Origin of the sequence: Micromonospora sp. NBRC 110009 (genome assembly GCF_030518795.1) — a bacterium.
GTDB lineage: Bacteria > Actinomycetota > Actinomycetes > Mycobacteriales > Micromonosporaceae > Micromonospora.
In genome coordinates this window covers 1,380,607-1,403,097 of the sequence record NZ_CP130427.1, presented here as the reverse complement: position 1 = coordinate 1,403,097, position 22,491 = coordinate 1,380,607, and the positions used below count along the sequence as shown (strand labels likewise).

The 22,491-nt window shown below is 74.2% G+C and carries 28 protein-coding genes, 1 tRNA gene and 1 pseudogene; 21 read left to right on the top strand and 9 right to left on the bottom strand.

Annotation, left to right across the window (positions count from 1 at the left end):
- Positions 1-12: 12 nt before the first annotated feature.
- The 4 genes from Q2K19_RS06665 (at position 13) to Q2K19_RS06650 (ending at position 2,287) form a co-directional block, all read left to right on the top strand.
- Positions 13-570, top strand: coding sequence for a DUF501 domain-containing protein (locus Q2K19_RS06665; RefSeq protein ID WP_302768462.1), 558 nt, complete (start codon positions 13-15; stop codon positions 568-570).
- A gap of 1 nt (position 571) precedes the next feature.
- Positions 572-1,084, top strand: a complete 513-nt coding sequence (locus Q2K19_RS06660) for an amino-acid N-acetyltransferase (protein WP_302768460.1) — start codon at positions 572-574, stop codon at positions 1,082-1,084.
- 88 nt (positions 1,085-1,172) lie between these two features.
- Positions 1,173-2,102 (top strand): Ppx/GppA phosphatase family protein, encoded by a 930-nt coding sequence (locus Q2K19_RS06655; protein ID WP_302772303.1) that lies wholly within the window; start codon positions 1,173-1,175, stop codon positions 2,100-2,102.
- A gap of 11 nt (positions 2,103-2,113) precedes the next feature.
- Complete coding sequence (locus tag Q2K19_RS06650) at positions 2,114-2,287, top strand: hypothetical protein (RefSeq protein ID WP_302768458.1); 174 nt, start codon at positions 2,114-2,116, stop codon at positions 2,285-2,287.
- Positions 2,288-2,315: 28 nt separating this feature from the next.
- Here the strand turns inward: Q2K19_RS06650 and Q2K19_RS06645 are convergent, their stop codons facing one another.
- The gene (locus tag Q2K19_RS06645) at positions 2,316-2,633 is read right to left on the bottom strand and encodes a helix-turn-helix domain-containing protein (RefSeq protein ID WP_302768456.1); all 318 of its coding nucleotides are present in this window, start codon (positions 2,631-2,633) and stop codon (positions 2,316-2,318) included.
- Positions 2,630-2,992 (bottom strand): type II toxin-antitoxin system RelE/ParE family toxin, encoded by a 363-nt coding sequence (locus Q2K19_RS06640; RefSeq protein WP_302768454.1) that lies wholly within the window; start codon positions 2,990-2,992, stop codon positions 2,630-2,632. The genes Q2K19_RS06645 and Q2K19_RS06640 overlap by 4 nt, the downstream gene beginning before the upstream one ends.
- Positions 2,993-3,023: 31 nt before the next feature.
- Between Q2K19_RS06640 and Q2K19_RS06635 the strand changes: the two genes are divergently transcribed.
- Positions 3,024-3,197 (top strand): VOC family protein, encoded by a 174-nt coding sequence (locus Q2K19_RS06635; protein WP_302768453.1) that lies wholly within the window; start codon positions 3,024-3,026, stop codon positions 3,195-3,197.
- A 34-nt stretch (positions 3,198-3,231) separates the two neighbouring features.
- Here the strand turns inward: Q2K19_RS06635 and Q2K19_RS06630 are convergent, their stop codons facing one another.
- Positions 3,232-3,474: a LysE family transporter gene (locus tag Q2K19_RS06630; RefSeq protein WP_302768451.1), complete on the bottom strand. Its 243-nt coding sequence runs from the start codon at positions 3,472-3,474 to the stop codon at positions 3,232-3,234.
- Between the two features lie 24 nt (positions 3,475-3,498).
- Between Q2K19_RS06630 and Q2K19_RS06625 the strand changes: the two are divergent.
- A pseudogene (locus Q2K19_RS06625) lies at positions 3,499-3,662 on the top strand (Ppx/GppA phosphatase family protein); the annotation flags it as partial.
- Positions 3,663-3,761: 99 nt separating this feature from the next.
- On the opposite strand, the gene Q2K19_RS06620 reads toward Q2K19_RS06625, so the two are convergent.
- A complete protein-coding gene (locus Q2K19_RS06620; RefSeq protein ID WP_302768450.1) occupies positions 3,762-4,454 on the bottom strand; it encodes a hypothetical protein in 693 nt (230 codons plus the stop codon).
- A gap of 77 nt (positions 4,455-4,531) precedes the next feature.
- Positions 4,532-5,161: a LysE family translocator gene (locus Q2K19_RS06615; protein WP_302768449.1), complete on the bottom strand. Its 630-nt coding sequence runs from the start codon at positions 5,159-5,161 to the stop codon at positions 4,532-4,534.
- Positions 5,162-5,243: 82 nt separating this feature from the next.
- Here Q2K19_RS06615 and Q2K19_RS06610 point away from each other — a divergent pair, with 82 nt between their 5' ends.
- From Q2K19_RS06610 to Q2K19_RS06560, 11 genes are all read left to right on the top strand, one after another.
- Positions 5,244-5,576 carry a PadR family transcriptional regulator gene (locus Q2K19_RS06610; protein ID WP_302768448.1) on the top strand — a complete coding sequence of 111 codons (333 nt, stop codon included), beginning with the start codon at positions 5,244-5,246 and terminating at the stop codon, positions 5,574-5,576.
- Entirely contained in the window at positions 5,573-6,574 is a 1,002-nt protein-coding gene (locus Q2K19_RS06605) for an HAAS signaling domain-containing protein (protein ID WP_302768447.1), read from the top strand. The genes Q2K19_RS06610 and Q2K19_RS06605 overlap by 4 nt, the downstream gene beginning before the upstream one ends.
- Before the next feature lie 143 nt (positions 6,575-6,717).
- Positions 6,718-7,239, top strand: a complete 522-nt coding sequence (locus Q2K19_RS06600; RefSeq protein ID WP_302768446.1) for an LppU/SCO3897 family protein — start codon at positions 6,718-6,720, stop codon at positions 7,237-7,239.
- Positions 7,240-7,351: 112 nt separating this feature from the next.
- Positions 7,352-8,038 (top strand): dienelactone hydrolase family protein, encoded by a 687-nt coding sequence (locus Q2K19_RS06595; protein WP_302768444.1) that lies wholly within the window; start codon positions 7,352-7,354, stop codon positions 8,036-8,038.
- A gap of 19 nt (positions 8,039-8,057) precedes the next feature.
- Complete coding sequence (locus Q2K19_RS06590; protein WP_302772301.1) at positions 8,058-8,771, top strand: uracil-DNA glycosylase; 714 nt, start codon at positions 8,058-8,060, stop codon at positions 8,769-8,771.
- A 20-nt stretch (positions 8,772-8,791) separates the two neighbouring features.
- Positions 8,792-9,532, top strand: coding sequence for a DUF4129 domain-containing protein (locus tag Q2K19_RS06585; RefSeq protein ID WP_302768443.1), 741 nt, complete (start codon positions 8,792-8,794; stop codon positions 9,530-9,532).
- The gene (locus Q2K19_RS06580) at positions 9,529-10,113 is read left to right on the top strand and encodes a hypothetical protein (protein ID WP_302768442.1); all 585 of its coding nucleotides are present in this window, start codon (positions 9,529-9,531) and stop codon (positions 10,111-10,113) included. Before Q2K19_RS06585 ends, Q2K19_RS06580 begins: the two co-directional genes overlap by 4 nt.
- Positions 10,113-11,120 carry an AAA family ATPase gene (locus Q2K19_RS06575; protein WP_302768441.1) on the top strand — a complete coding sequence of 336 codons (1,008 nt, stop codon included), beginning with the start codon at positions 10,113-10,115 and terminating at the stop codon, positions 11,118-11,120. Before Q2K19_RS06580 ends, Q2K19_RS06575 begins: the two co-directional genes overlap by 1 nt.
- The gene (locus Q2K19_RS06570) at positions 11,120-12,484 is read left to right on the top strand and encodes a DUF58 domain-containing protein (RefSeq protein WP_302768440.1); all 1,365 of its coding nucleotides are present in this window, start codon (positions 11,120-11,122) and stop codon (positions 12,482-12,484) included. The genes Q2K19_RS06575 and Q2K19_RS06570 overlap by 1 nt, the downstream gene beginning before the upstream one ends.
- Positions 12,481-13,053 (top strand): hypothetical protein, encoded by a 573-nt coding sequence (locus Q2K19_RS06565; RefSeq protein WP_302768439.1) that lies wholly within the window; start codon positions 12,481-12,483, stop codon positions 13,051-13,053. The genes Q2K19_RS06570 and Q2K19_RS06565 overlap by 4 nt, the downstream gene beginning before the upstream one ends.
- Before the next feature lie 102 nt (positions 13,054-13,155).
- Entirely contained in the window at positions 13,156-14,487 is a 1,332-nt protein-coding gene (locus Q2K19_RS06560) for an NAD(P)/FAD-dependent oxidoreductase (protein WP_302768438.1), read from the top strand.
- A gap of 94 nt (positions 14,488-14,581) precedes the next feature.
- Here Q2K19_RS06560 and Q2K19_RS06555 read toward each other — a convergent pair whose 3' ends face one another.
- Positions 14,582-16,414 (bottom strand): hypothetical protein, encoded by a 1,833-nt coding sequence (locus tag Q2K19_RS06555; protein ID WP_302768437.1) that lies wholly within the window; start codon positions 16,412-16,414, stop codon positions 14,582-14,584.
- Between the two features lie 103 nt (positions 16,415-16,517).
- On the opposite strand from Q2K19_RS06555, the gene Q2K19_RS06550 reads away from it, so the two are divergent.
- From Q2K19_RS06550 to Q2K19_RS06535, 4 genes are all read left to right on the top strand, one after another.
- A tRNA-Leu gene (locus Q2K19_RS06550) sits at positions 16,518-16,601 on the top strand.
- 106 nt (positions 16,602-16,707) lie between these two features.
- Positions 16,708-17,544 carry a Bax inhibitor-1/YccA family protein gene (locus Q2K19_RS06545; protein WP_302768436.1) on the top strand — a complete coding sequence of 279 codons (837 nt, stop codon included), beginning with the start codon at positions 16,708-16,710 and terminating at the stop codon, positions 17,542-17,544.
- A gap of 128 nt (positions 17,545-17,672) precedes the next feature.
- Positions 17,673-18,431, top strand: coding sequence for a Bax inhibitor-1/YccA family protein (locus tag Q2K19_RS06540; RefSeq protein ID WP_302768435.1), 759 nt, complete (start codon positions 17,673-17,675; stop codon positions 18,429-18,431).
- 17 nt (positions 18,432-18,448) lie between these two features.
- Positions 18,449-18,769, top strand: coding sequence for a hypothetical protein (locus tag Q2K19_RS06535; RefSeq protein ID WP_302768434.1), 321 nt, complete (start codon positions 18,449-18,451; stop codon positions 18,767-18,769).
- 5 nt (positions 18,770-18,774) lie between these two features.
- Here the strand turns inward: Q2K19_RS06535 and Q2K19_RS06530 are convergent, their stop codons facing one another.
- From Q2K19_RS06530 to Q2K19_RS06520, 3 genes are all read right to left on the bottom strand, one after another.
- Positions 18,775-20,256, bottom strand: a complete 1,482-nt coding sequence (locus tag Q2K19_RS06530) for a CYTH and CHAD domain-containing protein (protein ID WP_302768433.1) — start codon at positions 20,254-20,256, stop codon at positions 18,775-18,777.
- Positions 20,257-20,296: 40 nt separating this feature from the next.
- Positions 20,297-21,559: an acetyl-CoA C-acetyltransferase gene (locus Q2K19_RS06525; RefSeq protein ID WP_302768431.1), complete on the bottom strand. Its 1,263-nt coding sequence runs from the start codon at positions 21,557-21,559 to the stop codon at positions 20,297-20,299.
- 77 nt (positions 21,560-21,636) lie between these two features.
- Positions 21,637-22,434, bottom strand: a complete 798-nt coding sequence (locus Q2K19_RS06520) for an SGNH/GDSL hydrolase family protein (RefSeq protein ID WP_302768429.1) — start codon at positions 22,432-22,434, stop codon at positions 21,637-21,639.
- Between the last annotated feature and the right edge of the window lie 57 nt (positions 22,435-22,491).

Sequence of the window (22,491 nt, the reverse complement as noted above, 5' to 3'; positions counted from 1 at the left end):
GAGACAGGCACCGTGAGCGTCGTACCACCGCAGGACCCGGCGGCGGATTCCGTACCCCCGCCGGAACGGCAACCGGCCACCGAGGCCGACCTGGCCGCGGTGGCCGCGCAGCTCGGGCGCCCGCCCCGCGGCACCCGCGCGGTGGCCCACCGGTGCCCCTGCGGCCTGCCCGACGTGGTGGAGACGACGCCCCGGCTGGCCGACGGCACGCCCTTCCCGACGCTGTTCTACCTGACCTGCCCGCGGGCGACCGCGGCGTGCAGCCGGCTCGAGTCGGCCGGGCTGATGAAGGAGATGGCCGAGCGGCTCGCCGAGGACCCGGAGCTGGCCGCCCGCTACCGGGCCGCGCACGAGGACTACCTGGCCCGCCGGGAGGCGATCGGCCAGGTGCCGGAGATCGCCGGGATCTCCGCCGGCGGCATGCCGGGGCGGGTGAAGTGCCTGCACGTGCACCTCGGGCACGCGCTCGCCGCCGGGCCGGGCGTCAACCCGTTCGGCGACGAGACCCTCGCCCTGGTGGAGAAGTGGTGGGCCACCGGCCCGTGCGTGGACGTCCCACCGGCGGAGTGAGATGACCACCACCCGCGAGATCACCGTCCGCCGGGCCCGCACCTCCGACGTGCGCGGCATCCGGGGGCTGGTCGACACCTACACCGACGACCGGCGGCTGCTCAGCAAGGCCACCGTCACCCTCTACGAGGACGTGCAGGAGTTCCGGGTGGCGGTGACCCCCGATGGCACGGTGGTCGGCTGCGGCGCGCTGCACGTGATGTGGGAGGACCTCGCCGAGATCCGGACGGTGGCGGTCGACCCGCACTGCCGGGGGCACAAGATCGGGCACCGGATCGTCGGCGAGCTGATCGACGCGGCCCGCGAGCTGGGGGTGGCCCGGATCTTCGTGTTGACCTTCGAGACCGGGTTCTTCGGCGCCTTCGGCTTCCGCGAGATCGACGGCGCGCCGGTGCCACAGCCGGTCTACGAGCAGCTCCTCCGCTCGTACGACGAGGGTGTGGCGGAGTTCCTCGACCTGGAACGGGTCAAGCCGAACACCCTCGGCAACACCCGGATGCTGCTGCGCCTCTGATCCCATGTGCGTCGGCGGCCCCGCCGGGCCTGCGACCGTCGGGTCCGGCCCAGCGGGCTGCCGTAGGGTGGCAGCCGTGACGACGCGCGTGGCCGCCATCGACTGCGGGACCAACTCGATCCGACTGCTGGTCGCCGACCTGCCCGACCCGTCCGCCGGGCCGGAGGCGGCCCTGGTGGACGTGACCCGCCGGATGGAGATCGTCCGGCTGGGTCAGGGGGTCGACAAGACCGGCCGGCTGGCCCCCGAGGCGATCGAGCGGACCCGGGTGGCGCTCGCCGACTACGCGGCGGAGATCGAGAAGCTGGGTGCCGAGCGGGTACGGATGTGTGCCACCTCGGCCACCCGGGACGCGGCGAACGCGGCCGACTTCCGGGCCATGGTGGAGCAGACCCTCGGTGTGGCGCCCGAGGTGGTCACCGGCGACGAGGAGGCCCGGCTCTCGTTCACCGGCGCGGTGCGTGGCCTGGCGGCCAGCGCGCAGCCGCCCTACCTGGTGGTCGACATCGGGGGCGGCTCGACCGAGTTCGTGGTCGGCACCCGGGAGGGCGGCGTCCAGGCCGCCGTCTCGATGGACATCGGCTGCGTCCGGATGACCGAGCGCCACCTGCACGGCGATCCGCCCGGCCTCGACGAGATCGCCGCCGCGCAGGCCGACATCGCCGTCGCGGTGGACCGCGCGCTGGCGGTCGTGCCGGGCCGCGAGGCGGCCACCCTGGTCGGCCTCGCCGGGTCGGTCACCACCGTGGTCGCCATCGCGCAGGGCCTTCGCGAGTACGACCCGGCGCGCATCCACCACGCCCGGGTGTCCTACGAGCAGGTCGCCGACGTCACCGCCGACCTGTTGGCGAAGACGCGCGAGGAGCGGCTCGCCATCCCGGTGATGCACCCCGGAAGGGCCGACGTGATCGGCGCGGGGGCCCTGGTGCTCCGGGTGATCATGGAGCGCGCCGGCATGTCCTCGGTGGTCGCCTCCGAGCACGACATCCTCGACGGCATCGCCTGGTCCCTGGCCTGAGGCGGCACGGCGTGATCGACATCGAGCTGCTCATGGACGAGTTGGGGCGGCGGCAGGTCGATGTCATGATCCGCGTCGACACGAAGACCCTGCCGGACGCTCTCGACTACTGCCTCGCCGATCTGGCCACCTACCCCGGTGACTGGGTCTGGCTGGACGCGTATCGGGGCCTTCCGCGCTCCTGACGGATCGGAGGCCGGACACGCCGTCGGCTCAGGCGATGGCGGCGATGTCTCCGTCGTCGAAGTAGATGGCCTGGTGGAGCCGGCCACCCAGGGCGGCGGCGAAGCGGGCCACCACCTCCTGGCCGGAGATCTTGCCCTGTTCGATCTGGGAGACGCGGCCCTTGGTGACGCCCATCCGGTCCGCCACCTGCTGCTGGGTCAGCCCTCGGGCACGGCGTACCTCGGCCAGCCGGTGACCGATCACCTCGGCGAGGAGTTCCTGCTTGCCTGCCTCGACCGCCTGTTCCCCGCCGGCACGTGCGACGTGCTCAGCGCGGATGTCCTGCCACCGCGTGTAGTCGCTCATGCTTTCCCCTCCTCTCGTGCCCGATCCTTCAGGTAGAGCTCATAGCGGTGCTCCGCGAGCGGGATTGCCTCGCGGTACCACGTCTTCCACTGGCCAGATTTGTCGCCGGCAACCAACAGGATGCTCGAACGCCACGGATCGAACGCAAAGAGGATACGTACGCTGCCGGGCCGCAGTTCCTTCAAGTTCGCCATGGCCGAGCCGCGGATGGTGTCGACCAGCGGCCGTCCGAGACCGGGGCCGTGCTCCGCGAGGAGATCGATTGCCTGCACGACCCGGGCATAGGTGTTGCCGTCGAGTGTCCCCATCCACTGCCGCACCTCGTTGACGAGGTAAACATCCCACTCGCCGGCCACCATGAGGACGAGTATAGCAATCGGTATACCTCCGATGGGCAGAGACTCGGCGCACTCGGGCGTCCACGCTGACGTGTCGATCGAGGTGGACGACCTCGACGACGTGCATGCCCGCTGCGTCGCCGCCGGGGCCGAGATCGTCTACCCGCTGACCGACGAGCCGTGGGGGCTGCGCCGGTTCTTCGTCCGCGACCGAACGGCGCGGTGATCAACGTGACCCAGCAGCCACGACTAGCCGCGTGTCAGGTGCACTCGGCGGCGAGGCGGGCGCCGAAGCTGAGCAGCGCCGCGCCGGTAAGCCCGTCCAGCCAGCGCCGGACCGCTCGCCGGGACAGCAGGTCTCCGGCCCGGTCCAGCGCCGCGACCAGGACCAGCAGGTACGCGAGGCTGAGCACGGCGTGGTTGAGCGCGAAGGCGAGCAGCGCCCCGATCGGCGCCGCGCCGCCGACGAACTGCGGCAGCACGGCCAGGTAGAGGGCCAGCACCTTCGGGCTGGTGACGTTGGACAGGCGGTCCGTGGCCTGTCAGCCGACGCCGAACCGCCGTACCTGATGGTCTACCTCGGCGGCGGCTCGACCGAGGTCACACCCGCAAGGGCGGGGTCTAGGCGGCGACCTCGATGGACATTGGTTGCGTCCGGATGACGGAGCGCCACCTGCACGGCGACCGCCCGGCCTGGACGAGATCGCCGCCGCTGGAGCCTTGCGGACGGGGCCGACGGCAGCCGGCGGTGAGCCGACTCAGACCTCCCCGCCGGCCCACCGAGCCGTCCTCACCTCGACGGCTGGCGCGGCGAGCCCGACGATCCTCCCTGCCGGCTTCCGGAGCCGCCCGACAGCAGCCCGGCCCAGTCGGAACGACCAGCCCAGTCCGTACCGCCTGCCTGGTCCGAGCGGCCGGCCCGGATCAGCTCCGGTTCCGGCGCGCTGCTGTGCGGCGTGCCCAGCCCCAGCCCGTCCACGCCCAGCGGGCGGTCCGGTCGCGTCGCGGGCGGGATGATGTCGTCCGGTTGCAGCGCCGCGGAAGCGTCGGCCGCGGGCTGCGGCCACCGCTGCCAGCGCCGGACGCTCACCACCCCGACGAGCAGCAGTGAGCCGACCAGCAACGTCGTCCCGGTCCGGAGGGGGGCCGCCAGGTCGACCTGATGGCCGCTCACGGTCAGCTTGTGGTCGAGCAGTCTCATCACGGTGGTCGGGCTGACCAGCAGACCCAGGTAGGAGGCCGAGTAGACCAGCCCGGTCAGTGCCGCGCCCAGCGGGGAGAACCGGAGCGTGGCGATGAGCCCGAGCACGATCCCGGCGCCGGCCAGCACCAGTGCGGGTCGGACGAAATCGCCGTTGTCCAGCGCACCGCCCTTCTGGGCGGCGGCAAATGCCTGCTCCGACCGGTCCTGGCCGAGGGCGAAGAGGATCCAGGCCAGCGGACCAACGATGGCCGCGGCGATCACGGTGCCGAAGTGTCGCATCCGGGCAAGGTACCGATCATCCTCGACGAGGAGCAGGTCTCATAAGCGAAACTTAAAGTCGACCGCCGCCGCGCTGCTCAGGCGCGTTCGGTGGCGAGGCGGGTGCCGAAGCCCAGCAGGGCCACCCCGGTCAGCCCGTCCAGCCAGCGCCGTACCCGCCGGCGGGACAGCAGGTCGCGGGCCCGGTTGAGCGTCCCGACCAGCACCAGCAGGTACGCCAGGCCGAGCACGGCGTGGCTGAGCGCGTAGGCGAGCAGCACCGCCAGCGGTGCCGGGCCGCCGACGAACTGCGGGAGCACGGCCAGGTAGAAGGCCAGCACCTTGGGGTTGGTGATGTTGGACAGGAACCCCTGCCGGAACCCGGTGATGGCCTGACCGGGCGCGCCGGCGGCGTCGCCGGCCAGCGGCGGGTACGTGCCGCGCCAGGCGGACCGCCCGGCCTGCACGCCGAGGTACAGCAGGTAGGCCACGCCGGCCCAGCGGATCGTCTCGAACAGTGGCTGGGAGCGGACGACGAGCGCGCCCAGTCCGGCTGCGGCGGCCCCGCCCTGAACGGCGTTCGAGGCGGTCACCCCGATTGCGCTCCACCGGCCGCGGCGGCGGCCGGCGGCCAGCGTGTTGCGGGTTACCACGGCGAAGTCCGGCCCGGGAATCAGGATCAGCACCGTGGCGAAGACCAGGAAGGAGGCGTAGCTGCTCCACGACATGCCCCGACCCTACGACCGACACGAGGGGGAAGAACTACTGTTTTCTTGACGGTACTGCGCAATCCGCAGTACCGTGTCAAGCGTGGATACGACACAGCTCCTCAAGGGCGTGCTCGACCTGGCCGTACTCGCCGTGCTCAAGGACGAGGACGGCTACGGTTACGACATCCTCCGGCGGCTGCGCGAGGCCGGCCTGGAGGAGGTCGGTGACGCGTCGGTCTACGGCACGCTGCGCCGGCTCTTCGCCGCCGGCCTGCTGACCACGTACGTGGTGCCGAGCGAGTCCGGCCCGCACCGCAAGTACTACGCGATCAACGCCGCCGGCCGGGACCAGCTCGCCCGCTCCGGCAAGACCTGGCGCTCCTTCGCCACCACCATGAACGCTCTGCTCGACGATCGGGGGATGGCGGCATGACCGTCACTGGGCAGGAGATCGCGGACTACGTCGACCGGGTGCGCGCGGCCCTGGCCGACCTGGCACCCGACGTCCGCGACGAGCTGACCGAGGACCTGCCGGAGCACCTCGCCGAGGTGGCCGCCGAGACCGACGGCACGCTGGTCGACCGGCTGGGCGAGCCGGAGGCGTACGCGGCCGAGCTGCGGGCCGCCGCCGGCGCGGACGGCACGGCCCGGCGGTCCTCCCTCGACCGCCGGCTGGCCGCCGCCCGGCACCGGGCCCGCGCCCGGCTGTCCGCGCTCGACGCCCGGCTCGGCCCCATCCTCGGGTACGCGTCGGCCGGCGAGTTCCTCCGCCTGCTGCGTCCGGCCTGGTGGGTGCTGCGCGGCTACCTGGCGGCGGCGCTGCTCGGGGCGATGACCGGCGGGGGCCTGACCTTGCTGCCCCGGCCGTTCCAGAGCGCGGTGCTCGGCGTCCTCCTCGTGGTGGCCGCGGTGCTGGCCTCGATCGCGCTCGGCCGCAACACCGACCACCTGCGGCGCTGGCCGCGTCGGCTGACCCGGTTGGGCACCCTGGTGCTGGTCGTCTTCGGGCTGGTCCTGATGGGCAACCTGGACGGGCGTGCCGCCCGGCACGGCTACTACGAAGAGGTGAAGGTCGGCAACCCCTACGACTCCATCGAGGACGTCTTCGTCTACGACGAGCAGGGTCGGCTGGTGACCAACGCCCGCCTCTTCGACCAGAACGGCGTGCCGATCCGGCTCGGCTGGCCCACCTGCGTCGACGGGAGCGGGGCCGTGCCGCCGCCCCACAACGTCTACCCGTACTGCCCGGAGCGGGCCCCCTTCGCGCCGCCGCGGCCGTCCGCGCCCCCGGCGCTGCCGAGCGCGAGCGCGTCGCCCGCCACCGCCGCGCCGACCGCGAGCCCGTCCGCCCTCCCCGGCGGGGCGCCCACCGCCTCCCCGCCGGCCACGTCGCCCACCGCCCCGGTGCCGGAGCCGACCGCGACCCGTTGAACCTGCGCGGAGGGGCGCCCGTCGACCGGCGGGCGCCCCTCCGCCGGTCCACGATGGACCGACCGTCGGGGGGAGGGGCAGCGCGCCCCGATGCCGGCCGCTACGGTGTCGTTCGCTCATCGACCCGTGCGAGAGGACCCCCCGTGTCAGAGCCGCCGACCCTGGCGCCCCCACGGCCCGAGACCGAAGCGCCACTGCCTGTCGAGCCGTCCACCGAGCCGTTCGTCGGGCCGGCCCCGGAGCCGGCCGCCCCGTCCCGCGCCGGCGCCGTGCTGGGCGTGCTCGTGCTCCTGCTCGGCGTCGCGACCGCGTTGCTGGCGGGGCTGGCCATCAAGGTCGGCGCGGGCGGCAGTCTCCGCGAGGTGTTCGTCACGGTCGACGGCACCGCCGAGGCGAAGGTCGGCGACTGCGTGGCCGGACTGCCCCGGGTGGCCGGTGCCGAGGCGAGGGCGGCCGACGACCCCCGGGTCGTCCCGTGCACCGCCGCCGACGCCGCGTACGCCGTGGTCGGTCGGGTGCAGGACGCGACGGCGGCGCGGGAGCGCTCGGCGGACGCGTGCGAGCCGTACTTCCGTCCCGACGACGACGGGTACGTGCTCTACCGGGTCGGCGGGGACGGCGACGGCTATCTGCTCTGTCTCGTCCACCGGGCGAACGGGAGGTGAATCCCACTCGTCGCGCGTCTTCCCCGGGCCGTGGCGCGCGTGGCAGGCTACCGGCACGTAACACCCACTGGGCGACCAGCCAACGATGACTGACCGCTAGGAGGACGGGCCAATGGGCGAGATGGTGAGCTTCACCGGCAACGGGGGGACGAGCGAGGGGTATCTCGCGATACCCTCCGGCGGTGCGGCCAGCCCGGCGGTCATCGTCATCCAGGACTGGTGGGGCCTGGTGCCTCACGTCCGGGCGGTGGTGGACCGCTTCGCCGAGGCCGGCTTCGTGGCCCTCGCCCCGGACTTCCGGCACGGCGGCCCGGCCAGCAAGCCGAGTGAGCCCCGGCAGATGCTGAACAGCGCCCAGATGGACGAGGCGGCCACGGACATCGCCGCCGCGGCGGAGTTCCTGGCCGGCCGCGCCGAGGTCGCCGACAAGATCGGCTGCGCCGGGTTCTGCGCCGGCGCCAGCCTGGCCCTCTGGTCCGGGACGTTCTCCGAGCGCATCGTCGCCACCGCCGGCTTCTACCCGCGGCTGCCCTGGGAGGGCATGCGCACCGACTGGTCGGACTACGCGGGCAAGGCCGCCCTCATCCACTGCTCCGAAGCGGACGGCACCTCCGCCGCCGAGGGGGTGCAGAGCGTACGCCGGGCCATCGAGACGGCCGGCGGCTCCTGCCAGACGTACGACTACCCGGGCACCGCGCACGCGTTCTTCAACGAGGACCGGCCGGAGCACTTCGACCAGCGGGCCGCCGCGACCGCCTGGGCGCGCACCCTGGAACTGTTCCGGGCCAAGCTTGGCTGAGCCCCGTACCCCTGCCGAGGTGGTCGCCCGCGCCGCGCGGGCGACCGACCTGGCCGACCTCGACGGCGCGGTGAGCGATTGTTTCGCCTGCCCGCGCCTGGTCGCCTGGCGGGAGGAGGTGGCGCGGACCAAGCGGGCCGCCTTCCGCGACCAGGACTACTGGGGGCGACCGGTGCCCGGCTTCGGCCCGCCCGACGCGCGGATCGCCATCCTCGGCCTGGCACCCGCCGCGCACGGCGGCAACCGCACCGGCCGCATCTTCACCGGGGACCGCTCCGGTGACGTGCTCTTCGCGGCGCTGCACCGGGCCGGGCTGGCCAACCAACCGACCAGCGTGTCCGTCGACGACGGCCTCGCCCTGCGGGAGACCCGCATCTTCGCCGCCGTGCGCTGCGCGCCGCCGGACAACAAGCCCACCCCGGCGGAGCGGGACACCTGCGCGCCCTGGCTGCACCGCGAGGTGGCGCTGATCCGGCCCACGCTGCGCGTCGTGGTCGCGCTGGGCGCGTTCGCCTGGGCCGCGTGGTGGCCGGTCCTGCGCGACGTGTACGGCCGGCGGCCGCCCACTCCGCGCCCGGCCTTCGGTCATGGGGCACACTGGTCCGGCACGTCCGCGCCGGATCTGCTCGGCTGCTACCACGTCAGCCAGCAGAACACCTTCACCGGACGGCTGACACCAGCGATGTTGGACGACGTGTTCGCCCGGGCGAAGCAGTTGGCCGGGGTGGACTGAGAAGCGCGTAGGGCGGTGGGATGGACCTCGGCGTGCTGCGCAGGTGGTGGCCGGTCGCGGCGGTGATCGTGCTGCTGGCCGCCGCCGCGTTCGCCGCGGGCCACTCCGCCATCGGGGCCAGCCGGATCCCGCCCGCCGCGGACAACGTCCCGTACGTGCCGGACTACCCCTCCGCCGAGCCGGCCCCCTCGATCCCCGCCGAGCCCCGGGGCGTGGGCCCGCCCACCTCCGGCGGGATTCCCGGGTGGATCGCCTGGACCGCCGGCGCCCTGCTCGCACTGGCCGCGCTGGTCGTCGTCGGGTACGTGGTCTGGACGCTGATCGCCGGGGCGCTGCGGCGGACCACCCGGGCCCTGCCGGCGCAGCGGGCCCGCCGGACCGCCGAGGGCACCGCCCGGGAGGTGGTGGCCGCCCTCGACGCCGGCCTGGTGGAACTGGACGACCAGGACACCGACCCGCGGACCGCGGTGATCGCCTGCTGGGTGCGGCTGGAGGAGGCCGCGGAGGAGGCCGGGGTGCCGAGGCGCGCCGGTGACACCCCCACCGACCTGGTCGGCCGGCTGCTGCGCGGCGACCCGGCGGCCGGCGTCCCGGCGATCGCCAGCGCCGACGTGCTGGACGGCTTCGCGCACGTCTACCGGGAGGCCCGGTACGCCACGCACACGGTCGACGCGCGGATGCGCGACCAGGCCCGGGCGGCGCTGCGGCGGCTCCGCGGCGAGCTGACCAGCCTGGCCGCCGGGGAGGCGGCCGTCCAGTGAGTACCAGCATCGACGACCTGCTGTCGTTCGACGAGGAGCCCGCCGAGGCCCGGACCGGCGAGCGGGGCGGCGGCCGGCTGCGGGCGGTGCTGCGTACCCTCGCCGTCACCGCGGCGTTCACCGTCGTCGTGGTGGTCGGCCTGCGCGCGGTCGGGCTGCGGATCTCGCTCTGGATCGTCGTGGCGGGCGTGCTCGCCGTGCTCGCGGTCCGCCGGGTGACCGCCGCCCTGGCGCCCCCGCCGCCGCCCCGGGCCGGAGTCCGGGCCCCGGCTGGCGAGGAGCCGGGCACCTGGAACTGGGGCTCCCGGGACGCGCTACGCGCCGCGATCAACGGCTGGGAGCGCCCGCTGGACTGGTCCGCCGGCAACCGGGAGCGGTTCACCGAGCGGATCCTGCCGCGCCTCGGCGAGCTGGCCGACGAGCGGCTGCGCCAGAAGCACGGCCTCACCCGGGAGTCCGACCCGGCCCGCGCCCGCGCCCTGCTGGGCGAGCCACTGTGGACGTTCCTCGGCACCCCCACCCGCCGCCCCCCGTCGCCGCGGGACCTCGCGGCGATCGTCGCCGAACTGGAGAAACTCTGATGAACGACGTGGACCGGAGCATGCCCCCCGCCGAGGTGGGCCGGCTGGCCCGGGCGGTGCTGGAGGCGGTCGGCACGGTCGTGGTGGGCAAGCGGGAGGCGCTGGAGCTGGTCCTCGCCGGCATCCTGGCCGGCGGCCACGTGCTGCTGGAGGACCTGCCCGGCCTGGGCAAGACGCTCACCGCGCGCTCCTTCGCGCAGGCCCTCGGGCTGGACTTCCGCCGGCTCCAGTTCACCCCGGACCTGCTCCCCGCCGACGTCACCGGCTCCTTCCTCTACGACCAGCGCAGCGGCGACTTCTCGTTCCGCGCCGGACCGGTCTTCACCAACCTGCTCCTCGCCGACGAGATCAACCGGACTCCGCCGAAGACCCAGTCGGCGCTGCTGGAGGCGATGCAGGAGAAGCAGGTCTCCGTCGAGGGCGTCACCTACCGACTGGACGAGCCGTTCCACGTGCTCGCCACCGCCAACCCGATCGAGTACGAGGGCACCTACCCGCTGCCGGAGGCGCAGCTCGACCGGTTCCTGCTGCGGGTGTCGTTCGGCTATCCGGACCACGAGGAGGAGTGGGAGGTCCTGCGCCGGCGGATCGCCCGCCGCCGCGAGGAGGCCGAGATCAAGTCGGTGGTGGACGCCGAAACGCTGCGCGCCATGCAGGCCGCGCTGGAGGACGTGGTGGTCGAGGACTCCATCGGCCGGTACATCGTGGCGCTGACCGCGGCCGTCCGGGAGCACCCGTCCGCGCTGGTCGGCGCGTCCCCGCGCGGCTCGCTGGCGCTGCTGCTCCTGTCCCGGGTGCGGGCGGTGCTCGCCAACCGCGACTACGTGGTGCCGGAGGACGTCAAGGCGGTGGCGGTGCCGGCCCTGGCGCACCGGATCACCCTGCGGCCGGAGATGTGGCTGCGCCGGGTCGACCCGTCCTTCGTGGTCGGTGAGGTGCTGGAGTCGACGCCGGCCCCGGCCAGCGGCGCCCTGCCCAGCTACGCCGCCGGGCACGCCGGGCGCTGATGACCGACCGTCACGAGCCCGCCGCCGGCTGGGCGCCCACCGCGGCGCTCGGCCGGGCCGTGCTGCTCACCGGGCTCCTGCTCGTCGCGGCCGTGCTGCTCGGCCGGACCGACCTGGTGGTGCTGGCCGCGCCGTTCGCGCTGGGCACCGCGTACGGGCTGCGGCGCCGGCCCACGGCCCTGCCCGAGCTGGAGATCGGCACCGGGGACGCGCACCTGGTCGAGGGTGCCCCGATGGCCGCCACGGTGGCCGTCGCCAACCCGGACACCGTCGCCTACGACGTGGCGGTGGTGCGGACCCGGATGTCGCGCTGGCTGCGGGTGGAGCGGGTCGGCTTCGGCGGGGCCGGGGTCGACGTGAGCCGCTCCGGCGGGGCCGACCGTCCGTTCGTCACCTCGGTGCCCTCCGGCGCTGCGGTGGACCTGGCGCTGACCGGGACGGCGCTGCGCTGGGGCCGGCACCCGATCGGCCCGGCCGGCGCGCGGGTGGCCGCCGCCGACGGGCTGCTGGTCTCCCGCGCGGTGATCACCGCGCCGGTCCGGATGCGCGTCTACCCGATGACCGACCCGTTCGAGGCGGTCGAGGCGATGCCGCGGGCGGCCGGACTGGTCGGCGCCCACCGCTCCCGCCGGCCGGGGGAGGGCGGTGAGCTGGCCGGCGTCCGGGTCTTCGCCCCCGGGGACCGGCTGCGCCGGATCGACTGGCGGGTCTCGCTGCGGACCCGGCAGCTGCACGTGGCGGCCACCCTCTCCGACCGGGACGCCGAGGTGGTGGTCCTGCTCGACGTGCTCGCCGAGGCGGGCCGCTCCGGCGGCGTACGCGGGCCGGCGTCGGTGATGGACACCACCGTCCGGGCGGCCGCCGCGATCGCCGAGCACTACCTGCACCGGGGTGATCGGGTGGCGCTGCTGGAGTACGGGCCGGCGGCCCGCCGGCTCCGCCCGGCGACCGGGCGCCGGCAGTACCTGACCGTGCTGGAGTGGCTGCTGGACGTCAAGGCGGAGTCCTCCCCGCACGAGCCCTACGACCAGGTCTTCGGCCCGCAGCTGCTCTCCTCGGACGCGCTGGTGGTGGTGCTCACGCCACTGCTGGACGAGCGTTCGGCCCAGATGCTGGCCCGGATGGCCCGGGGCGGGCGCTTCGTGGTCGCCGTGGACACCCTGCCGGCGGACCTGTCCGCGCCGCGGGAACGGGGCTGGGCCGAGGTGGCGTACCGGCTGTGGCGCCTGGACCGCGACACGATGATCGGGCAGCTCCGCGAGCACGGCGTGCCGGTGGTCCGCTGGGCCGGGGCCGGCAGCCTCGACCAGGTGCTGCGCGACGTGGCCCGGCTGGCCACCGCCCCCCGGACGGGTGCCCGATGAACGAGTTGGTGGAAGGGCTGCACGAGCGGATCCGGGCGGCGCGGTTCCTGGTCAACCGGATCAGCCTTGCCCCGCTGCTGATCCGCACCGGCATCTTCCTCACCGTGCTGGTCGGCTTCCTGGTCGCCTACCCGGCGGAGGCCCTCGCCCCGCGGTCGTTGCTGGCCCTGACCGTGGTGGCGGTGCTGCCGGCGGCCGGGCCGCGCCGGTTCTGGCCGACCTTCGCGGCGCTCGTCACGGTCGGCGGCTGGCTGCTGGCCACGGTCGGGTTCGACCGGCCGCCGGCGCTGTGGCGGCTGCTCGCCGTGGCGACCCTGCTCTATCTGGCGCACACCCTCTGCGCGCTCGCCGCGCTGCTGCCGTTCGATGCGGTGGTCGATCCGGACCTGGTGGTCCGCTGGCTGACCCGGGCCGGCGGGGTGGTGCTGACGAGCGCGGTGGTCGGCGTCGTGCTGGCCGGGCTCGGTGGGGTCGGCGGCGACCGGGGCTTCCAGGCGGTGACGGTGGTCGGCCTGCTCGTGGCGGTCGGGCTCAGCGCCCTGCTGGGCTGGCTGCTGCGTCGCAGATAGCGGGACCGTCGGGGACGTTGCGCAGGTCACAGCGGTTGTGCTCCGTCACAGAACGGGGTCTCGATCGGGATTAGCCGAGCCGCCCGGGGAAAGATAGATGACGTGAATCCGAAGCGGATCCTTGTCGTGGGTGCCGGGCACGTCGGCCTGTACGCCGCTCTGCGCCTGTCCAAGAAGCTGAGCTCCCGTGAGGCCGAGGTCATCGTCGTCGACCCGCAGCCGCACATGACGTACCAGCCGTTCCTCCCGGAGGCTTCGGCGGGCAACATCTCGCCCCGGCACGCCGTGGTGCCGCTGCGACGGGAGTTGCGCAAGTGCACCGTCCTGGCCGGCACGGTCACCCGGATCGACCACGACCGCAGGACCGCCCTCGTGCAGCCGATCAGCGGCCCGATCCGCGAGGTGCAGTACGACCACGTCGTGGTCGCCCCCGGGTCGGTCTCCCGCACGCTGCCGATCCCGGGCCTGCACGAGCACGGCATCGGGTTCAAGACCATCGGTGAGGCCATCTTCCTGCGCAACCACGTGCTGGACCAGCTCGACGTGGCGGCCGCCACGACCGACCCGGAGGTCCGCCGGCGCGCGCTCACCTTCGTCTTCGTCGGCGGCGGCTACGCCGGCATCGAGGCGCTGGCCGAGATGGAGGACATGGCCCGGGACGCGCTGCGCTACTACCCGGAGCTCAAGCCGGAGGACATGCGCTGGGTTCTGGTCGAGGCCACCCAGCGGGTGCTGCCCGAGGTCGATCGGGACATGGGCGCCTACACGGTGCAGCAGCTGCTCAAGCGGAACATGGACATCCGTCTGGACACCCGGCTGGAGTCCTGCGTCGACGGCGTTGTGAAGCTCTCCGACGGGGACAGCTTCCCCGCCGACACCATCGTCTGGACCGCGGGCGTCAAGCCGTCGCCGATGCTGGATGCCACCGACTTCCCGCGCGACGAGCGGCGCCGGGTCACCTGCCTGCCCACCCTCCAGATCGTGGATGGCGACGAGGTGGTCGAAGGTGCCTGGAGCGCCGGCGACTGCGCCGCCGTGCCGGACCTGACCAAGGAGCCGGGCAACTTCTGCTCGCCGAGCGCGCAGCACGCGGTCCGGCAGGCCGCCCGGATGGCCGACAACATCGCGAACGTGATCCGCGGGCGCGAGCCGGTCAACTACAAGCACAAGCACGCGGGCAGCGTGGCCAGCCTCGGCCTGCACAAGGGCGTGGCGCAGGTCTACGGCGTGAAGATGACGGGCTGGCCGGCCTGGTTCATGCACCGCACCTACCACATGTCGCGGATCCCGTCCTTCAACCGGAAGGTCCGGGTCGTGGTCGACTGGACGCTGGCGTTCTTCCTCAAGCGTGAGGTGGTCGCGCTGGGCCAGCTGCACGACCCGCGCGAGGAGTTCGCCGAGGCGTCCGCCCCGGTCGGCGCGGCGCGCCGCTGAGTTCGCCGAGAAAGGGCCCTTCCCGGACGGGAGGGGCCCTTTCCGTGTCCGGCCCGACCCGGCTCGTCGGCCCGGTGGTCTCAGGCAGGTGCGGTCAGAACCGCCAGGTCCAGGCGTCGGCGACCCGGGTGCCGGGGCCGAAGAGCTGCTCCAGGGTCCGCCGCAGGGTCTCCGCGTGCGGGGCGTCGTCGGTCAGCGCCACGCAGGAGGCGCCCCAGAAGCCGATGTCCCGGGCGGCCTGCCGGCGCTGCTCGTCCCCGATCGCCGGTGGCACGCCACGCTTGGCCACGTCGGCCAGCAGCGCCGACGTGGGCTGCTTGTAGGTGCCCATGACCGCCGAGCCGTTCTTGCCGTACGGGCCGATGAAGAAGCCCTCCGGCATGCCGAACGCCGCGTCGGCGGCGGTGCCCCAGCGCATCGGCCAGGGGTCCTTCGGGGTGGCCGTCGGCACCGGCACCAGCACCCCGCCGGGGCGTACGCACTGCCGCCAGTGACCGGCGGTGATGAACTCGGGCAGCGGCGGCCGGTCGGTGGTGGGCAGCGGGGCGGGAAAGACGCTGAGCAGGGCCGCGCCCACCGCCAGCGGGACCAGCCGGCGGGCCGACCCGCGTTCGCCCAGCGCCCGGTGCACGGCCAGGGCCAGCACCGTGCCGGCCAGCGGCAGCACGGCCAGCCCGAACCGCATCGGCAGCGCGCCGTCCACCACCGGCAGCCCGGCCAGCAGCGCGTACGGGGCGGGCAGCGCGGTCCGCTCGCCGGAGACGACCACCTCGGGGCCGAGCGACAGCACGGCCATCACCAGTGCCCCGGTGGCGCAGGCGATGACCAGCGGCCGGCGACCCAGCCAGACCGCGCAGGCGGCGGTGACCAGCAGCAGCGGCCAGCCGAGGAAGGTGTTGAACTCGGCCGGCCCGGTGGTCAGCCGGGCCGCGGCGTCGCTGCCCAGCACGGAGAGCGGCGAGAGCGTCGACCAACCCGTCAGGTCGGCGGAGAAGTAGTCGGGGCTGAACATCCCGTCGGCGACGCCCTGCGGGCCAGCGAACTGGTGCCACAGCGGGTACGCCAGCACGAGCAGCGCCAGGCCGGCGGCGGTCAGCAGCCCGCCGGCGAACGCCGGCAGCGCCCGCCGCAGCAGTGCCCGGTCGGCCAGGCCGTACGCGACGGTCATCACCAGCAGGGTGACGGCGGTGAGGAAGAGCACCTCCTCGCCGATGAAGACCTGCACGGTGACCGCCGCGGCCAGCCCCACCGCCGAGGTGACCAGCCGGCGGCGGTCCGGCCCGTCCGGGCGGCCGGCCGGGTCGGCGGCCCGGAGCAGCCGGACCACCAGCCAGACGATCACCGGGACCAGCCACTGGGCGGTCATGTGCAGGTGGGCGTTGCTCTGCGAGACCATGCCGGGGCCGAAGCCGCAGAGCGCGGCGCCCAGCCCGGCGGCGAGCCGGCGGGTCCGCAGCGTCCGGGTGAGCAGCAGATACCAGGCGACCGCCGTGCCGGCCAGGTTGCCGGCGGCAAGCAGGGCGAAGCTGACCGGGGCCCCGAACGCCACGGTGACCGGGGCGAGCAGCACGCCGAGCGCGATCACCGTCGTGTTGGCCATCAGGTTGACCCCGTCCGGCGCGTTCAGCCGGTCGGTGAGCAGGCTGAAGTCGCCGAGCACGGCGCGCGAGTCGACGGCCAGGAACCACTCGTAGAGGGTCTGGTCCGCCGGGTTGAGGGCGAGCACCCGCTGGCCGGGGGCGGGCCACAACCCGTGGGTCAGCCAACCGGCCAGCAGCGCGAAGAGCAGCGCGGCGAGCAGGTCCGCGCGGTGGCGGACGACGGTGGCCAGCAGACGGGCCGTCCGGGTCGGACGGACGACCGCCGGCTCGAGGAGGACGGCCTGGTCCGGGTCGGGCCCGGGGGCGGTGGGGGCGGCGCTGGTCACGGCCTCGACCATAACGGCGGGGCCCCCACGGGGTACGCCCGGTCGCCGGGCACCCACTACGGTGGGACATGCACCGCCGCGTGCCGGCGTGTCGGTGTCACCCGCCCGGGTGGTGGAACGGCAGACACGGCCGCCTTAAAAGCGGCTGCCGCAAGGCGTGCGGGTTCGACCCCCGCCCCGGGCACCAGACTCTCAGCTTTCCCACAGCTTCACTCCCGGCGCGGGGGTGCCGGTGCCGTTTACCCTGGAGGCGGCACGTTCACGTGCATCGACCTCTGAGGGAGGCCTGAGAAGTGAAGACCTCGAACCCGGTGCTCTCCCGGCTCGGTCAGGCGGCCGCGCGGGAGCGGGCGGCCGGGTACGCCCAGCCCGGGCCGTACGGTCAGCCCGGATATCCACAGCAGTACCAGCCCTACCCGCAGCAGTACCCGGCCGGCCCCGGTTACCCGGCGGCCCCGCCCGCCGTGACCCCGATGACTCTGGACGACGTGGTCGTCAAGACGGTCATGCTGCTCGGCATCGTTGGCATCTTCGCCGCGGCCGCCTGGGTGCTCGTTCCGGACGCCCTGGTCGGTGTCGCCTTGATGGGCGCCATCGTCGTGACGCTGGTGCTCGGCCTGATCATCTCGTTCTCCCGGGTGGCCAACCCGGCACTGGTGGTGACGTACTCGATCGTCGAGGGCGTCCTCGTCGGCATGGTCAGCAAGGCGTTCGAGTCGTTCTACGACGGCATCGTGCTCCAGGCAACGGTGGCGACCTTCGGCGTCTTCTTCCTGATGGCGATGCTCTACAAGGCGCGGGTCATCCGGGCCACCCCGAAGTTCACCCGGATCATGATCGCGGTCATCGGTGGCCTCTTCGCGGTCATGCTGATCAACCTGATGCTGGCGCTGTTCGGCGTCAACACCCACCTGCGCGACGGCAGCAAGCTGGCCATCGTGTTCAGCCTGGTCTGCATCGTGGTCGCGGCGTTGAGCTTCGTGCTCAACTTCGCCCAGATCGAGGACGGCGTCCGGATGGGGCTCCCGCAGCGCTACTCCTGGACCGCCGCTTTCGGCATCGTGGTCGGCCTGGTCTGGCTCTACTTTGAGATTCTGCGCCTGCTCAGCTACTTCCAGGGCGACGACTGACGTTCCCGCCCGTCGACCCCCGACGCCCGCCCGCCGCGACCGCGGCCGGCGGGCGTCGTCGTTTTCCCGCCGCCGCCGCGCCCCGCGGGGCAGAGTGAAGGCCGGGGTACGTCGGCGAGGAGGTCACGGTGCGCAGTGCCAACCCGGTGCTGGACCGGCTGGACGACGTGGGCCGGACCGAACGCCAGGTGCTGGGTGTCGGGGCGGTCGAGGCGATGACCGTGGCCGACGTGGTCAGCCGGACGGTGGGCCTGCTGCTGCTCACCGGGGTCACGGCGGCGGTCGCCTGGGTGGTCGTCCCGCAGGCGGTCTGGATCTCGGCGGCGCTCGCCGGCAGCGCCCTGGCCAGCCTCGCGCTGGTGCTGTTCATCTCGCTGAAGCAGGTCACCAACCCGGCGGTGATCGCCGCGTACGCGGTGCTCCAGGGGCTGCTGCTCGGCGTGGCGAGCCGGGCCTTCGAGCTGGTCTACCCGGGGATCGTCGCCCAGGCGGTGATCGGCACCTTCGGCGTCTTCCTCGGCATGGCGCTGCTCTACCGGGCCCGGGTGGTCCGGGCCACCCCGCGGCTGGCCCGGCTGGTGCTCGGCACGCTCCTCGGGATCGTCGCGCTCGGCCTGGTCAACCTGGTCGCCTACCTGCTCACCGGGCGGCAGGGGCTGGAGGTCTACAACCTGACCGCCCAGGTCGGCTGGCTGCCGTACCTCTTCTCGGGGGTGGCGATCATCGCCGGGGCGTTGAGCTTCATCCTCGACTTCGACCTGGTCGAGCGGTCCGCCCGCGCCGGCCTGCCCCGCCGGTACGCCTGGTACTGCGCGTTCGGGCTGCTGGTCGGGTTGATCTTCCTGTACTGGCAGATCCTCCGCCTGCTCAGCTACGTCCGCCGCTGACCGTAGACTCGGCCGGGATGAGCGCAGCGGAACTGGACCGGGCGGTGGAACTGCTGGTCCGTCAGGTGGGGCACTGGACGCAGCCGCGCTGGTCGGCGCAGGCCGAGGGCGGCAACGTGTCCCGCGCCGACCTGGTGCACAAGCTGGTGCAGGAGATCGCCAACCTGGCGGCGGACGCGGAGGGCGAGCCGCGCCGGGACGTACCCCGGCTCGGCAACGACCTGGTCCTGCCCGATCAGCTCCGGGTGGTCGCCGCCGACCTGGTGGCGGCCGGTCCGCCGGGGCCGGTGCTGGCCGAGGCGGCCGGCGCGGTGGCCAAGACCCGCTCCGCCCTCTGATCGCCTCACTCCGCCAGCCAGCGCCGGACCTTCCGCTGCCGGACCCGGTCCCGCGCCCGGAGCAGGCCTGGCAGGTCCCGGTCGGCCGCCGCGGCCTGCCGGGCGTGCAGCACCCCGTAGGTGAAGGCGTTCTCGCCGTCGGCGAACGCCCGTAGCGCCTGCCGGCGCAGCACGTCCCGGGTCACCACCGAGTCCTGGTGGGCGCCGAGGAAGTCCTGGAGCTCCTTGAGCCGCGTCACCAGCCGGGCGGCGGGCCGCCCGGCGGCCGGCTCACGCACCTCCACCGCGTACCGGGCCCGCTTGTGCGCCTTCCGGGCCTCGTGCAGCGCCGCGTCGTCGGTCGCGCCGGCCAGCGCCCGGTCCAGCCGGTCGTCCGCGCGGGTCACCGCCCGGCGCACCCGGCGGGCCACCCAGCGGGCATCCACCGTCCGGGCCGTCGGGCCTTCCAGCAGCGCGTCGAGCCGGCGCAGCAGGTCGGCGTACCGGTCGGAGTCGAGCGCCGTGCGCAGCTCGGCGAGGGCGACGGCCAGGTCGGCGGCGAACCGCTCGGCGATCCGCGCCGCGACCGGCCCGAGCACCAGCTCGTCCGGCTCGGCGCGGACGGCCCCGGCGAGCCGGGCGGCCATCACCTGGCTGTCCCGGACCGGCCCGAGCTGCCCGCCCAGCCAGCGCAGCTCCGCCCGCAGCGACTCGCTCTCCCGCCGGTCCCACAGCCCCCGGAAGGTACGCAGGGTGGAGCGGAGCCGGCGGACGGCGACCCGCACGTCGTGCACTGCCTCCTCGTCGCCGCTCCACGCCCCCGGATGGTTCGCGATCAGCACGTCCCGCTGGGCGGTCGCGTAGTCGAGGACCGGCGCCACCCCCGGATCGGGCGCTGCCGAACGGGCGGCGGCGAGCCGGGTGCCGAGGGCGCGATGCGACTTCGACACCGGCACCGGGCGCGCGCCGGCCTCGCGGAGCCGGGCCTCCACCGCGTCGAGCAGGGCCTCGTCGCCGTCGACCAGCTCGACCTCGATCTCGTGCCACGCCTGCCGTTCGCCGCTGACCAGGTCCTGCGCCTCGACGCTGTCCTCGGCGACCTCGGCCAGCGGGCGGCCGGCGCCGTCGAGCAGGCGGCGTTCCCGGCGGCGGGTGACGATCCGCGCGGCCGGGGCGACCGTCCCACCCCGGGACGCCGCCCGGAAGAGCGTGACCAGCTGCGGGGGCGGGTCGACCTCGTCCGGCGCGGCCGGGAACTGGTACTCGGTCCGGGCACCACCGGCCGCCCCGACCTTGAGGTGCCAGCCCGCGTCGTGCCCCCCGGTCCGCCGGCGCAGCGCGAAGCCGCTGCGGGCCAGCCGCAGGTCGGCGGTGTCCAGGTAGACCGCGTCCAGGTCGAGGGTGGTGGCGTCGGACATGGTCGCGACGCCACCGCACCCCGTCAGGTCGGGCAGCCGGAATTCCGCGTCACCGGAGTACTTGCGTTCCCGCTCCACCAGCGTCGCCATGGCGCCTCCGGTACCCGGCCGGATCCCCGGCGAATCGACTTCAGTTCAGGCGCTCGAGCACCATGGCCATGCCCTGGCCGCCGCCGACGCACATGGTCTCCAGACCGATGGTCTTGTCGTGCCACTCCAGGGCGTTGAGCAGGGTGCCGGTGATCCGGGCGCCGGTCATGCCGAACGGGTGGCCGACGGCGATCGCGCCGCCCATCACGTTCAGCTTCTCCTCGGGGATGCCGAGCTGCCGGTAGGACGGGATCACCTGGGCGGCGAACGCCTCGTTGATCTCGACCAGGTCGACGTCGTCGATGGTCATGCCGGCCCGCTTGAGGGCCTGCTTCGACGCCTCGACCGGGCCCAGGCCCATGATCTCCGGCGACAGCGCGGTGACGCCGGTGGAGACGATCCGGGCGAGCGGGGTGAGGGCGAGGTCGCGGGCGCGCTGGGCGCTCATGATGACCACCGCGGCGGCGCCGTCGTTGAGCGGGCAGCAGTTGCCGGCGGTGATCCGACCGTCCGGGCGGAAGACCGGCTTCAGGCCGGCGACGGCCGCCAGGGTGACCCCCGGGCGCGGCCCGTCGTCGGCGCTGACCACGGTGCCGTCGGGCGTGGTCACCGGGGTGATCTCGCGAGCCCAGAAGCCGTCCGCGATGGCCTTCTCGGCCAGGTTCTGGCTGCGGACGCCGAACGCGTCCATGTCCTCGCGGGTGATGTCGTAGACCTGGGCGAGGTTCTCCGCGGTCTGCCCCATCGTGAGGTAGATGTCGGGGAGCCGGCCGTCCGCGCGCGGGTCGGTCCACACCTCGGCGCCGCCCTGGGCGCGGGCCGTGGAGCGGGCGCGGGCCTCGGCGAAGCGCGGGTTCTCCCAGCCGCCGCCGACCAGCGCCTGCGCCTCCGGCGGCAGGGTGTCCGAGTTGCCCCGGGCGTACCGGGAGACGGTCTCGACGCCGGCGGAGATGAAGACGTCACCCTCGCCGGCCTTGATCGCGTGCATCGCCATCCGGCTGGTCTGCAGCGAGGAGGCGCAGTAGCGGGTCAGCGTGGCGCCGGGCAGGCCGTCCAGGCCGAGCAGGGTGGCGACCACCCGGGCCATGTTGAAGCCCTGCTCACCGCCGGGCAGCCCGCAGCCCAGGTAGAGGTCGTCGATCGTGGTGGGGTCGAGCGCGGGGACCTTGTCGAGCGCGGCCTGGACGATGGTGGCGGCGAGGTCGTCCGGGCGGACGTCCCGCAGGGAACCCTTGAACGCCCGGCCGATGGGGGACCGGGCGGTGGCGACGATGACGGCGTCGCGCGGCGACTCAATCGGCATGAACCAACGTTAACCCGCGAGTAACTTGACGCGGAAGTTGGCGGCCGGGCGGGAAATGTCACCCCGCCGGGGCCGCGTCAGTGGTGCCGGGAGGCGACGGCGGCGGCCGCCTCGACCACCGGCAGCAGGGCGTGCGCCCAGACCCGGTAGCCGTCGGCGGAGGGGTGGTAGCCGTCGTGGCAGAGCGTGCCGGCGTCCGCCCGGAACACCGGGCCGGTCTCGGTGCCCAGGTCCGCCACGCTGCCGCCGGCGTTCAGCACGGCCGCCGTCTGGGCCCGGGCGATCCGTCGGCCGGACCAGGCCAGCACGTGGCGCAGCGGGGAGGCGACCGCGCGGACCGCGCCCAGATCCGGGCAGGTGCCCACGACCACCTCGACGTGCGCCTCACGCAGCCGGCGCACCGCCGACCCCAGGTACGCCGCCGCGTCCCCCGGACGGGCCAGCGCGGTGGCGTCGTTCGCCCCGACCAGGATCACCGCCACGTCGGGACGCTCGCCGAGCAGCGCCCGGGCCACCTGGGTGGCCAGGTCGGTGGAGCGGGAGCCGGAGACCCCCACGCTCGACAGGTGCACCCGGTGGCCGGTCGGCCCCTCGGCGAGCAGGTGCGCGAGCTGGCCGCCGACCGTCTCCTCGAAGCGTTCCACCCCGACGCCGAGCGCCGAGGAGTCGCCGAGCAGCACCAGCCGCAGCGGTGGGGCGCCCGTGCGGCCCACCGTGGCTCGCAGCACGAGGCTCAACTCGGGCTGCGCGTACTGACGGCTGCGGGCGGCGATGGCCTGGCCGGCGAGGACCGCGGCCCCGCCCACCGTGCCGGCGACCAGGGAGAGCGCCGCGGCCCGACCCAGCCGGACCACAAGCTCGTTACGCTGCGTCATGACGGCACCTCCCCAGGTCCGATGATGCGCGGGCCGCTCCGCTCGTGGCGCCGACCC